Below are 12,871 nucleotides of genomic sequence, written 5' to 3'. Positions count from 1 at the left end.
CACAAAAAAACCCCAAATCGCCTGGGGGTCGCCCGCCCCTCTTGCCGACCCCCCCCTCGGCCGTCGCCCGGGGATTCACCCGGTGGGGCCGGGTGAAAAATGCGCTGACCTGGGCCGATACGCGATCGGCGCCCCCGCGGGTCCCCATACTGGCGTGCAGCACCGCCGGACCGCGCCCGCGCGACGAGGCGACCGGCCCCGAGCGGTCGTGGCCACGACGGCCGTGCTTCGTCTCGCGGCCGTTGCCTCGGCCGCCGATCCTCGGAGGATCCGTGGAACCTCTCCACCCGGCGCCGCGTCGACGTCGCGGTCGCGCGTCGGCGCTCGTCACGGCCCTGTCGCTGATCGTCGCGCCGCTCCTGGTCGCACCGCAGGCCTCGGCGGCCGTCGTCGCGACGGAGGCCACCGACGCACCGGCGGCGGCCCTGACGGACGTCGTCGCCCCGGCGGCGGACCAGCTCGTCGTCGACGGCACGCTGCAGGTCGGCGAGGACGTCGCGATCGACCCGCGGCCGGACCTGTGGGCGCCGGCCGGCGTCGAGCTCGCGTTCACCTACCGCTGGTTCGCCGGTGACGACCTGGTCGCACAGGGCGCGGAGCCCACGCTGACGCTCGCGCCGGCGACGGCCGGCGACCCGGTCAGCGTCGAGGTGACCGGCACCGCCCCCGAGGGCGCCGTCGACGGCGCGGCGTCGGCCTCGGTCGTGGTCGCGGCAGACGGCGCGGTGGCCGAGGGCGAGCTCGTGGCCCAGGCCCCGACGATCAGCGGGACGGCGGCGTTCGGGCAGACCCTCACGGCGGACGCCGGGGCCTGGGAGCCGGCGGCCACCCTCACGTACCAGTGGTGGCGTGGGCACGACCCCGTCAGCGGGGCCACGACGCCGACCTACACCCTGACCGCCGCCGACCTGGGCAGGACGATCGCGGTCACGGTGTCGGGCGCCGCGGACGGCTACGCGTCCCGGACGCTGACGTCGGAGCGGACGGCCGCCGTCGTCGCGGCCGGCCTGTCCACGGGGACCCCGACGATCAGCGGCACCGTCCGGGTGGGCTCGAAGGTCACGGCCAAGCCGGGCACCTGGACCTCGAAGACCACGCTGAGCTACCAGTGGTACGCGTCCGGCACGAAGATCTCGGGCGCGACGGCGTCGACGTACACGCCGTCGTCGTCGCTGAAGGGCAGGACCCTGACCGTCAGGGTGACCGGCACGAAGTCCGGGTACACCACCGTGACGAGGACGAGCGCCGGCACGAAGGTCGCGCCGGGGGTGCTGTCGGCGCCGAGGCCGACCATCAAGGGCACCGTCAAGGTGGGCAGCACCGTCTCCGTGTCGCGCGGGACGTGGAAGCCCGGGGCGACGACCTACCGCTACCAGTGGAAGATCAGCGGCCGGACCATCCCGGGCGCCACGCGCTCCACGTACACGATCCCGTCGAGGTATGCCGGCAGGACGCTCACCGTCAGCGTCACGGGCAGCCGCAGCGGCTACGCCACGCGCACGGTGACGAGCTCCGGCGCGAGCGTGCTGCGCGTCTACTCCAGGACCTCCGCGCCCCAGGTCTCCGGGACCGTCCGGGTCGGCTCCACGCTCAAGGTGAGCAGCAAGGGCACCTGGAGCCCCGCGCCGACGTCGTGGAAGTACCAGTGGAAGGCCAACGGCACCGCCATCAAGGGCGCCACCAGGTCGTCGTTCACGCTCACGTCCGCCCAGCACGGCAAGACGATCACCGTGACCGTCTCCGGCGTCCGCCGGGGCTATGCGACGTCGTCCCGGACCAGCGCCGCCACCGCCAAGGTGGCCTGGCCCGTGGGCGTCAGCAAGCCCCGGGTGACCGGGAACCCGGCGCAGCAGTGGGTGACGTCCGGGAAGACCGCGACGTTCACGGTCAAGGCCACCGGCGGCCGTCTGAGGTACCAGTGGCAGACGTCGTCGGACGGCAAGAAGTGGACCGACCTGTCGGGGAAGACCTCGGCGACCCTGAAGCTCTCGACCCGATCCTTCCGCGACGGGTCGCGCGTCCGGGCCGTCGTGAAGAACGTCGCCGGCACGGCCACGAGCAAGTCGGCGTGGCTCTGGGTCGACTCCACGCGCAGCGACCCGTACAGGCCGAACGTGGCGTTCTCGACGCTGGACTGGTCCGCGATCATCGGTTCGAGCGCTTCGACGACATGGGCGGGCTCGTCGAAGCTCGTGCAGGCGCCGATGGCCGTCTGCTACTACGGGGACGGCAGCGCGCTGCCGTGGCTCGACCTCGGCATCGAGTACGTGGGCAGCAACGGCGTCGTCTACGACGAGGGCGACGAGTTCTTCGACGACGACATCTGGGGGACGTCGGAGCTGTACAACGGCGGTTGCACGTCGTTCACGGCCTATGCCCTCGTCCCGTCCGGTGCGGTCAGCGGTGGCACGTGGCGCCTGACCGACTCGTCAGGGTATGAGGACTACATCCAGTGGGTCGACGGCGTCTGACGCCGTCCGCAGGCGAGGGCGCGGTCCGTGCTGCACGGACCGCGCCCTCGTCCCTGTCCCGGGTCAGCGGCCTGCCGCGTAGCCCTGCGCCCCGCGGGGGTTGGCGGCCGCGCCGAGCACGCCGGTGGCGGGGTCGCGCGTGACGGCGCTGAGCCGCCCGAGCGCCCAGTCGCCGGCGAGCGTGAGCTCGTGGCCGCGCTCGACCAGCCCGGCGAGGACGGTGGCGCCGAGCCTGTCCTCGACGACGGCGCCGCCGGGCGTCCAGGTGCGCGGCCAGAACGAGCCGGGCGCGGACGTCGTGTGCAGGGCGGGGGCGTCGATCGCCTCCTGGGGCGTGTACCCGCCCACCAGGACGCGCAGCAGGAACGCGAGCTGCCACTGGTCCTGCTGGTCGCCGCCCGGCGACCCGCACGCGAGCACGGGCGACCCGTCGCGCAGCACGAGCGTCGGGGTGAGGGTGGTGCGCGGCCGGCGGCCGGGCGTCAGGGCGGACGGCGACGCCTCGTCCAGCCACGTCATCTGGAGCCGGGTGCCCAGGGCGAACCCGAGTCCCGGCACCGCGGGGGAGGACTGCAGCCAGCCGCCCGACGGCGTCGCGCTGATCATGTTGCCCCATCGGTCCACGACGTCGAGGTGGCAGGTGTCGCCGCGGGTCGCGCCCGTGGCGTCGGTCTCGAGGCCGTCGCCGTTCAGGGGCGCGGTCGCCCCGACCACGACGGTCGGCTCGCCGACGCCGGCGGCGGGGCCGCCGGCCGGGGCCCCGGGCAGGGCGGCCGCGGGGACGTCCGTGGCGTACGACGTGCGCAGGGGCGGCGCCGCCGGGGTGTCACGGCCGGGCACGGAGCCGGGACGCACCTCGTGGGACGCGCGGTCGCCGATCAGCGCGCGGCGGGCGGCCGCGTACTCGGCGGACAGCAGGACGTCGAGCGGCACGGCGTCGCCCTCGGCGGCGTCGAGGTCGCCGAACCAGGTGTCGCGGTCGGCGAGCGCGAGCTTCAGCGCCTCGAGCACGGTGTGCGCGCCGAGCTCGGTCGACGGGTCGAGCCGCGCGTCGTCGAAGCCGTCGAGGATGCGCAGCGCCTCCAGCAGCGCGGGGCCCTGCCCCCAGGCGCCGGTCTTGGCCACCGTGTACCCGCGGAAGTCGACCGTCACGGCGTCCTCGAACGACGCCTCGAACCCGGCGACGTCCGCCGCGGTGAGCACGCCCGCGTGGTCGCGGCCGTCGGCGTGCCGGTGCGGCGTGCGCACGAACTCCTCGACCGCCTCGCCGACGACGGCCTTCCACGTGGCGCGTGCGGCGTCGACCGCGCGGGCCCGGTCGGCGCCGCGGTCGGCGGCGTCGGTCTCCGCGGCCACGAGGCGCTCGAGGACCGCGGCCAGCTCGGGGTTGGTGACGAGCTCGCCGGGCTCCGGCGCGCGCCCGCCCGGCAGCCAGCGTTCCGCGGACGTGGGCCAGGACGTGCGGAACAGCTCCGCGACGCCCTCGACCGTGCGGCACACCGCGGCCAGCACCGGGTGGCCGTCGCGGGCGTACCCGATGGCGGGGGCGAGGGCGTCCGCCACGGTCCACGTGCCGTGGTCGCGCAGCAGCAGGAGCCACGCGTCGACGGCGCCCGGCACGGCGGCCGCCAGCGCGCCGGAGCCGGGCACGAGGTCCAGGCCCTCGACGTCGCGGTAGTGCGCGATCGTCGCCGCGGCCGGCGCCGGGCCCTGCCCCATCAGCACCCGGGGGTGCCCGGGGGCGTCCGCGGTCGCGAGGATCGCCGTCATGTCCCCGCCGGGGCCGTTGAGGTGCGGCTCGACGACGTGCAGCACGAACGCCCCCGCGACGGCGGCGTCGAAGGCGGTGCCGCCCCGCTCCAGCACCGACTGGGCGCTCGCGCTCGCCAGCCAGTGCGTGGAGGCGGCCATCCCGAACGTGCCGCGCAGGTCCGGGCGCGTGGGGTGGGGAGGCGGGGGAGTGAACGTCATCGAGGATCCTCCGTGGTGTGTCCGACGGCGGCGACGAGGAGCGTGAGCACCGCGCTCACGCCCACGCCCCACGCCAGGTGGGCCTGCAGCAGCAGGGCGCCGGCGGCCGCGCCGGCGCAGATGAGGGCGATCGCGGCGACGCGCCGCCCGGAGTGGGTGCCGTGGCCGCCGGCGAGCCGGGAGTCGGCGGCCAGGCCGGTGATGGTCGACGTCACGACGACCGTGGTGACGTCCTTGACCGACAGATGACGCGCCGTCGCCGCCTGCGTGCCCATCGCGAGGGCCAGCAGCCCGGTCACGACGAGCTGCACGGCGTGCGGCAGGTCGTCGCCCGACACGGCGAGCAGCACCGTGATCGCGGCGAGCAGCGCCCCGACGGTCGCGAACATCCCCGTGGTGCGGGCCGTCCACCCGACCTGCACCGGGCGCAGCGCCACGCCCGCGACCGCCGCGCCGGCCATGAACGTGCCCAGCGCGAGCAGCGGGCCGACCACGGGCAGGTCGTCGCCGCCGGCCAGCGCCATCCCGAGGATGACGACGTTGCCCGTCATGTTGCCGGTGAACACCCGGTCGAGGCCGAGATAGCCGACGGCGTCGGCGATCCCGGTGGAGAACGTCAGGGCGAGCATGAGGGCGAGATGGAGGCGGTCGCGGTCACGACGGAGCGGTCCGAGGAGCGAGGGCACCAGGTCACCGTAGCGACCGGCCCCGGGTGGATGCCCGGGGCGCTGGACAGTTCCAGATGACACCGGGGTGGATCCGTGCCTAATCTGCCCTGTTGGTCACAGCATGATAAAGATCACGGGGGTTTTGCCAGGGCCGCGTACAGAGCCGTGCCGGAGATGGCCTAACGTCGTGAACAGTGTGTGGCCGCGTCGTGCCGGCGTACGAAGCCGTGACGACGCCGCCACCGCCCGGCAGACGAGCGTCGCCGTCGCGCCGGGCAGGCCATGTCCCCGACCCCGGGAGAGTTGTGTCAGCCATCCAGGCAAATGGTTTGACGAAGATCTTCGGACGCCGCCCGCAGCGCGGCGTCCGCATGTTGGAAGAGGGCGCCGATCGCGCCAAGCTGCGCAAGGAAGGTCTCACCGCCGCGGTCATCGACGCCACGTTCGACGTCGAGCCCGGCGAGATCTTCGTCGTCATGGGACTGTCGGGATCCGGCAAGTCCACCCTGATCCGCACGGTGAACGGGCTCCTCGAGCCCACCGCCGGATCCATCAGCATCGACGGGCAGGACGTCACGCACCTGTCCAAGGCCGGCCTCCGCGAGGTCCGCCGCACCAAGGTGAGCATGGTGTTCCAGCACTTCGCGCTGCTGCCGCACCGCACCGTCGGCGAGAACGCCGCCTACCCGCTTCAGCTGCGGGGCGTGAACAAGGCCGAGCGCGAGCAGCGCGCCGAGGAGGCCCTGGGCATGGTCGGCCTGGCCGGCTGGGGCGGCTCGCTGCCGTCCGAGCTGTCCGGCGGCATGCGCCAGCGCGTCGGCCTGGCCCGCGCGCTCGCCGCGGGCACCGACGTCCTGCTCATGGACGAGGCGTTCAGCGCCCTGGACCCGCTGATCCGCAAGGAGATGCAGGACCAGCTGCTGGAGCTCCAGTCCGAGCTCGGCAAGACCATCCTGTTCATCACCCACGACCTCAACGAGGCCATGCGCCTCGGCGACCGCATCGCCATGATGCGCGACGGCCGCATCGTGCAGGTCGGCACCGCCGAGCAGATCCTCAACGAGCCGGCCAACGACTACGTCGCGCAGTTCGTCGCGGACGTCGACCGCAGCCGCGTGCTCACCGCGTCCGCGGTGATGGAGCGCCCCGCCGCGGTCATCGGCGTCGAGTCCGGGCCCAAGGCCGCGCACAAGCTGCTGCGCGAGCACCAGGTCCCCGCGCTGATCGTCACGGGCCGCAACCGTCGCCTCGAGGGCGTCGTCTGGGAGGACGACGTCGCGAACGCTGTCAAGCAGGGCGCCGACAAGCTCCCGCTGAGCGACGAGGGCGCCATCCGCGTGACCCCCGACACCCCGCTCATCGAGATCCTCGGCGACGCCGCGTCGAGCCGTGCGCCGCTGGCCGTCGTCGACGAGAACGGCCGGCTCCTGGGCGTGATCCCCCGCGTGACGCTGCTGAGCGCGCTGTCGATGCCCGACGGCGAGAACGGCGCGACGGGCGACGAGCCCGCCGCCCCTGCCGCTGCCCCGGGCGGCGACGGCGACACCGTCCTCGACCCCGCGGGAGCGAACTGATGACCATCCCCAACCTGCACCTGGGCGACTACGTCGCGGACGGCGTCGACTGGATCAAGGAGAACCTCGAGCCGCTGCTCGACGGCATCAGCACGGGCCTGTCGACCCTCGTCGACGGGATCTCCGACCTGCTCCTCGCGCCGACGCCGCTCGTGGTCGTCGTCGTGTTCGCGCTGCTCGCGCTGCTCGTCCGCTCGTGGGCGTTCGCGGCGTTCACCGTCGTCGGCATGCTCCTCATCGTGAGCATGGAGATGTGGGAGCCCGCGATGGAGACCCTCGCGCTGGTCCTCGTCGCCGCGCTGATCGCCCTGATCATCGCCGTCCCGCTCGGTATCCTCGCGGCCCGCAGCAGCGGGTTCAGCACCGTGGTCCGGCCGATCCTGGACTTCATGCAGACCATGCCGGCCTTCGTCTACCTGGTGCCGGTCGTGATCTTCTTCGGCATCGGCGTGGCGCCCGGCGTCTGCGCGACCATCGTCTTCGCCCTGCCCCCCGGCGTGCGCCTCACCGAGCTGGCGATCCGCCAGGTGGACCGCGAGACCGTCGAGGCCGGCGAGTCCTTCGGCGGCACGAGCGGCCAGATCCTGCGAGGCATCCAGCTGCCGCTGGGCCTGCCGACGATCATGGCCGGCGTCAACCAGGTCATCATGCTCGCGCTGTCGATGGCGGTCGTCGCCGGCCTCGTCGGGGCCGGGGGTCTCGGCCAGGAGGTCGTCGGCGCGATCTCGCAGCTCGACGTCGCCCTGGGCTTCGAGGGCGGCCTGTCGGTCGTCATCATCGCCATCTACCTGGACCGTCTCACCGGCGCGATCGGGCAGCAGAACAGCCGGTCGCTCCTCGCCGTGCTGCGCCGTCGCCGGCGCGTCGCGCCCGCCGCCTGAGCGTGTCCGGTCCCGACGCACGGGACCGCACTCTTCGAACGTCGGCGCGCGGCGTCGACAGGAAAGGAAGTACAACCATGAGCACCCACCGCATGAGCCCTCGCCTCCGGCGCGGCACCGCCCTCGCGGCGGTCGCCACCCTCGGCCTGACGCTGGCCGCCTGCAGCAGCGACGACGGCGGCAGCGAGGGCGGCGACAAGGAGGTGACCCTCGGCTACGTCCCCGGCTGGCCCGACGGGCTCACCATGGCGAACCTCCTCGAGCACCAGCTCACGGCCGCCGGCTACGACGTCGAGCTCGAGGAGCTGAACGACGTCGGCGTGCTGTACACGGCGGTCGCCGACGGCGACGTCGACATGTACCCGTCCGCCTGGTCGGGCCTCCACGAGAGCTACATGGAGAAGTACGAGGGCAAGCTCGAGAACCTCGGCGACTTCTACGACGGCGGGACGACGTACCTCGGCGTGCCCGAGTACACCGACGTGGACTCCATCGAGGACCTGGCCGACAACGTCGACAAGTTCGGCGGCACGATCACGGGCATCGAGGCGAGCGCCGGCGTGATGGACGACACCGAGGAGGTCATCGAGGCCTACGGGCTGGAGGACGCGGGCTACACGCTCAAGCCGTCCGGCACGCCGGCGATGCTCGCGGCCCTCGACGACGCGATCAAGAGCAAGGAGGACATCCTCGTCACGATGTGGACCCCGTTCTGGCCGAACGCGGTCTACCCGCTGAAGCAGCTCGAGGACCCCAAGGGCGCGTTCGACATCGAGAACAACCTGCAGTTCCAGGCCACCGCAGGGTTCGGCGACGAGCAGCCCGAGGTCGCCGAGTGGCTCGGCAAGATCAAGCTGGACGACGAGCAGTACTCCTCGCTGGAGAAGGCCGTGGCCCAGGACAACGCCGACGACCCGCAGGCCGGCGTCGAGGCGTGGCTCGAGGAGAACCCGGACGTCGTCCCGGCGTTCGAGGGCTGACCTCCGCAGCACCGATCGACATCACCGATCGACCCGAGACGCCCGCCCGGTCCGCACCGGGCGGGCGTCTCGGCGTTCGGAACGCTTGCCCGGGGCGCGGGCACCGGCGCTAGGTTGACCTCTGCCCCCTTCATTTGCCCACCGCGCCGCATCATCGACGAGGAGAGCGCACGGATGAGAAGGACCGGAACGGCAGGCGTCGTCCTGCTCGCCCTGACGGTCGCCGGGAGCGTGTCGGCCTGCACCGACGACGACGCCGGTGCGGCGACCCTCGCCGAGCTGCAGGCCTCCGCGAGCGCCGGCCCCGGCCTCGACCCGGAGGAGCAGGCCGAGCAGAAGGCGATCGACGACGCCACGGGCGTGCTCGACGACTTCCGCGCGCTGGAGGCCGAGGTGGCGAACGACGGGTACGGAGGGTGGACCCGGCTGACCATGGACTACTGGGGCGGTGAGCTGGCGGAGGCCTACGCCCCCTGGTACCGGGACATGGCGGAGAAGGGCTGGTACACCACGGGTGCGGCCGAGATGGTCGACTCGGAGGTGACGGGCTACACCGCGCGGGGCGCCGGGTACGAGAAGATCGAGTTCACCACCTGCCTGGACACGTCGGGGCTGCGCATGCACGAGAAGGACGGCACCGAGGTCCCGTTGCCGAACGACACCGCCGAGCGGTACGTCAACGTGTACGAGCTCGAGCACCAGGGCAAGGACGGGGCGTGGCGGGTGACGGACTCCACCGGGCAGATGGAGCGGTCGTGCTGACCCTCCGGCGGGTCGTGACGCTCGCGCTCGCGTTCGTGCTGGCCTGGGGCGCCGTGGCGGGGGCCGGGCTCCCGGCGCAGGCCGCGCCGTCGGACTGCAGGTCGCCGGGCGGGATCAGCATGGGGTGCGACGACGAGGTCCCGGCCGATCCCGGGGACCCGCCCGACGGCCCCGGCGGCGGGGGCAGCGGCAGCGAGCGGCAGTGCAAGGTGCCCGGGGGGTACGGGCTGCCCGAGTACGTCGTCGACTGCAGGACCGACGCCGGCACCTGGAACGCCTCCCGCCTGTGCTACGAGAAGCTCGTGAGCCCGCAGCCGCCCACGAGCGACCCGGTGTGGGACGGCAACGACGAGGGCTACATCGTGACCTGCTCGCCGTCGGAGGAGTGGTGCAACGAGGTGGCCATTCCCGGCGGCACCGGCCCCGCGGCGTGCCTCACGACGACCGACGGCTGGCAGGAGAACCCGCCGGGTGCGCCGCCGGCCGACCCGGCCGCGATAGCCCGGCGGGCGTTCGCCGCGTTGCCCCTCACGGCGATCGACATCGGCATCGTGCCCGAGGACGGACCGGGACGGGTCGGCCTGGTCGGCATGCCCACGTGGATGTGGGCGCGGAGCCCGACGGCGAACCAGGTCGGGCCGCGCGAGACGTCGGCCACGGACCAGGGCCTGACGGTCAGTCTGGACGCCCGGGTCGACCGCGTCGTGTGGGACATGGGCGACGGCACCACCGTGACGTGCGACGGACCCGGGACGCCCTACCAGGACTCCTACGGCAAGAAGGAGTCGCCCGACTGCGGGCACACGTACACGCGGCAGGGCGAGTACCAGGTGACCGCCACGACCTACTGGGTCGCGGACTGGACGGGTGGTGACCAGTCCGGGCAGCTCACCGACGACTTCACGTCGCCGGCGACGACGATCACGGTGGGGGAGCTGCAGGTCCTGACCCGGTGACCGCCCGGGCGGGTGAAGTCGGCCACGGTGGGACCGGTTCGCCGGCGTCCTCGGGGATACTTGTCCGGCGACGCCGGCGCACCGCCTGGGGAGGGGGCGCGTCCGCGGGTCGAATCGCGGACCCCCGCCCCGGGAACGGGGCCCCCGACCTGGAGAACTCTGTGAAGTCAACCCTGCCTGCGCGCCGCCATGGCCGTCTCGTCGCCCTCGTCACCGCCGTGACGCTGCTGGCGGCCCCGCTCGCCGTCGTCCCCGCGGCCCTGTCCGCGCCGTCGGCGTCGGCGGCGACCGCCACGTCCGTGACGATCAAGAAGATCGGCACCAAGACCGCGCCCTACGCGAAGAAGGCGACGGTCAAGCCGATCGTCGTCGCCCAGGGCAAGGTCTCGGTGAAGTCCAAGACGCTCACGGTGAAGAAGTCCGGCAAGACGATCGCCAAGAACAAGAAGTCCGTGCGGCTGAAGGCCGGCACCTACAAGGTGACGACGCGGGTCACCTACAGGACCTACCGGCTGACCTCGGCGCACACGAAGGTCTGGTCGGCGACGAAGGCCAAGACCAGGACGCAGACGCTCGTCGTCAAGCAGGGCAAGAAGCCGTCGCAGACGTCGCCCGTCAGCAAGTACGACTGCCCGAGCTGGGCGCCGATCAAGGGCAACCAGTCGGGGATCTACCACGTCCCCGGCGGGCGGTACTACAAGCAGACCACCCCGGAGAAGTGCTTCACCACCGAGTCCGCCGCGCGCAAGGCGGGCTACCGCGCGTCGAAGAACGGCTGACCGAGGCCGTCGTCGCACCACGACCGCTCCGGACGGGGCCGGCACCCCCGCGGGTGCCGGCCTCGCTGCGTCCGGGACGGCCCGCGGTCTACCCTGGGTGCTGGCCCGCTCCGTCGACGACCGACGGCAGGCCACGCGCAGACGGGAGCCCCCAGCGCACACGGCTCATACCGCAGACCCCAGGAGGGCGACCATGTCCACGACCGCTGAGGCACCCGGCACGACGGGCTTCGACGAGGCTCCCGGCCGCTACAAGGTGCGCTCGCTCGCGCTGGCGGAGGCCGGCCGGCACCAGATCCGGCTCGCCGAGCACGAGATGCCCGGCCTCATGGCGCTGCGCGCCGAGTACGGCGAGTCGCAGCCGCTGGCGGGTGCCCGCATCGCCGGCTCCCTGCACATGACGGTCCAGACCGCCGTCCTCATCGAGACGCTCGTCGCGCTCGGCGCCGAGGTGCGCTGGGCCAGCTGCAACATCTTCAGCACGCAGGACGAGGCGGCCGCGGCGATCGTCGTCGGCCCGCACGGGACCCCCGAGGACCCGCAGGGCGTCCCGGTCTTCGCGTGGAAGGGCGAGAGCCTCGAGGAGTACTGGGACTGCACCGAGCAGATCCTCGTGTGGCCCGGCGCGGAGAACGGCCAGGGCGGCCCCAACCTCATCCTCGACGACGGCGGCGACGCCACGATGCTGGTGCACCTGGGCCTGCAGTACGAGCGCGCCGGCGTGGTGCCGCCCGACACGCTGCCGGGCGAGCCGGACCACACGCACGAGATGAACGTCGTGCGCGGCGTGCTGCGCCGGGCGCTCGACTCCGACCCGCTGCGTTGGACGACGGTCGCGCAGAGCATCGGCGGCGTCACCGAGGAGACGACGACGGGCGTGCACCGGCTCTACCACCTCGCCGAGGCGGGGGAGCTGATCTTCCCGGCGATCAACGTCAACGACTCGGTCACCAAGTCGAAGTTCGACAACAAGTACGGCATCCGCCACTCGCTGCCGGACGGCATCAACCGCGCCACCGACATCCTCATCGGCGGCAAGGTCGCGTTCGTGTGCGGCTACGGCGACGTCGGCAAGGGCGCGGCGGAGGCGTTCCGCGGCCAGGGGGCCCGCGTCATCGTGTCCGAGGTGGACCCGATCTGCGCGCTGCAGGCCGCGATGGACGGCTTCCAGGTGGCGCGCCTGGAGGACGTGATCGGCGAGGCGGACTTCGTCATCACCACCACGGGCAACAAGGACGTCGTGCGCACCGAGCACATGCTCGCGCTCAAGGACAAGGCCGTCGTCGGCAACATCGGGCACTTCGACAACGAGATCGACATGGCCGGTCTCGCGGCCGTCCCGGGCGTCGTCAAGACGGAGATCAAGCCGCAGGTGCACGAGTGGACGCTGCCGGCCGGCGACGGTCGCGCCGAGCGGTCGATCATCGTGCTGTCCGAGGGGCGCCTGCTCAACCTGGGCAACGCGACCGGGCACCCGTCGTTCGTCATGTCGAACTCGTTCGCCAACCAGGTGATCGGCCAGCTGGAGCTGTTCGCCGACATGGCCCGCCCGGCCGAGGAGCGGCAGTACGAGCGCCAGGTGTACCGCCTGCCCAAGGTGCTCGACGAGAAGGTCGCGCGCCTGCACCTCGACGCCCTCGGCGTGCGGCTCACCGAGCTGAGCAAGGAGCAGGCCGAGTACCTCGGCGTGCCGGTGGAGGGCCCGTACAAGCCGGAGCACTACCGCTACTGACGGCCCGTCGCCCTGGGGGAGGGGGGAAAAGACCACGCGCCAGGGGGGAAGACAGATGGTGGGTCGGCGAACGAAGAGGTAGGCCTGAAGCACGACC

Annotated in this window: 10 protein-coding genes; 8 read left to right on the top strand and 2 right to left on the bottom strand. The window is 72.8% G+C overall.

Features of this window, described 5'->3' with window-relative positions:
• Positions 1 to 272 precede the first annotated feature (272 nt).
• On the top strand, positions 273 to 2,471 hold the full coding sequence (locus tag ACFVS0_RS03330) for a hypothetical protein (protein ID WP_430587156.1): 2,199 nt from the start codon (positions 273 to 275) through the stop codon (positions 2,469 to 2,471).
• 63 nt (positions 2,472 to 2,534) lie between these two features.
• Here the strand turns inward: ACFVS0_RS03330 and ACFVS0_RS03325 are convergent, their stop codons facing one another.
• Together ACFVS0_RS03325 and ACFVS0_RS03320 are read right to left on the bottom strand one after the other, a co-directional pair.
• Positions 2,535 to 4,442 carry a gamma-glutamyltransferase family protein gene (locus ACFVS0_RS03325; protein ID WP_430587155.1) on the bottom strand — a complete coding sequence of 636 codons (1,908 nt, stop codon included), beginning with the start codon at positions 4,440 to 4,442 and terminating at the stop codon, positions 2,535 to 2,537.
• The gene (locus ACFVS0_RS03320) at positions 4,439 to 5,128 is read right to left on the bottom strand and encodes a DUF1275 family protein (protein ID WP_430548974.1); all 690 of its coding nucleotides are present in this window, start codon (positions 5,126 to 5,128) and stop codon (positions 4,439 to 4,441) included. Before ACFVS0_RS03320 ends, ACFVS0_RS03325 begins: the two co-directional genes overlap by 4 nt.
• A 287-nt stretch (positions 5,129 to 5,415) precedes the next feature.
• Here ACFVS0_RS03320 and ACFVS0_RS03315 point away from each other — a divergent pair, with 287 nt between their 5' ends.
• From ACFVS0_RS03315 to ahcY, 7 genes are all read left to right on the top strand, one after another.
• Positions 5,416 to 6,684, top strand: a complete 1,269-nt coding sequence (locus tag ACFVS0_RS03315) for a glycine betaine/L-proline ABC transporter ATP-binding protein (RefSeq protein ID WP_430563968.1) — start codon at positions 5,416 to 5,418, stop codon at positions 6,682 to 6,684.
• The gene (locus ACFVS0_RS03310) at positions 6,684 to 7,565 is read left to right on the top strand and encodes an ABC transporter permease (RefSeq protein WP_430548976.1); all 882 of its coding nucleotides are present in this window, start codon (positions 6,684 to 6,686) and stop codon (positions 7,563 to 7,565) included. The genes ACFVS0_RS03315 and ACFVS0_RS03310 overlap by 1 nt, the downstream gene beginning before the upstream one ends.
• A 77-nt stretch (positions 7,566 to 7,642) precedes the next feature.
• Positions 7,643 to 8,545: a glycine betaine ABC transporter substrate-binding protein gene (locus ACFVS0_RS03305; protein ID WP_430548977.1), complete on the top strand. Its 903-nt coding sequence runs from the start codon at positions 7,643 to 7,645 to the stop codon at positions 8,543 to 8,545.
• A gap of 174 nt (positions 8,546 to 8,719) precedes the next feature.
• Positions 8,720 to 9,307, top strand: coding sequence for a hypothetical protein (locus tag ACFVS0_RS03300; RefSeq protein WP_430587154.1), 588 nt, complete (start codon positions 8,720 to 8,722; stop codon positions 9,305 to 9,307).
• Positions 9,301 to 10,263, top strand: a complete 963-nt coding sequence (locus tag ACFVS0_RS03295; RefSeq protein WP_430548979.1) for a hypothetical protein — start codon at positions 9,301 to 9,303, stop codon at positions 10,261 to 10,263. The genes ACFVS0_RS03300 and ACFVS0_RS03295 overlap by 7 nt, the downstream gene beginning before the upstream one ends.
• A 161-nt stretch (positions 10,264 to 10,424) precedes the next feature.
• A complete protein-coding gene (locus tag ACFVS0_RS03290) occupies positions 10,425 to 11,042 on the top strand; it encodes a hypothetical protein (protein ID WP_430548980.1) in 618 nt (205 codons plus the stop codon).
• A gap of 193 nt (positions 11,043 to 11,235) precedes the next feature.
• A complete protein-coding gene (gene ahcY / locus ACFVS0_RS03285) occupies positions 11,236 to 12,774 on the top strand; it encodes an adenosylhomocysteinase (protein WP_430563964.1) in 1,539 nt (512 codons plus the stop codon).
• Positions 12,775 to 12,871: the final 97 nt, after the last annotated feature.

Source organism: Isoptericola sp. NPDC058082 (assembly GCF_042885055.1).
In the GTDB taxonomy this organism is placed as follows: domain Bacteria; phylum Actinomycetota; class Actinomycetes; order Actinomycetales; family Cellulomonadaceae; genus Isoptericola.
This window is presented reverse-complemented; position numbering and strand designations above follow the sequence as displayed.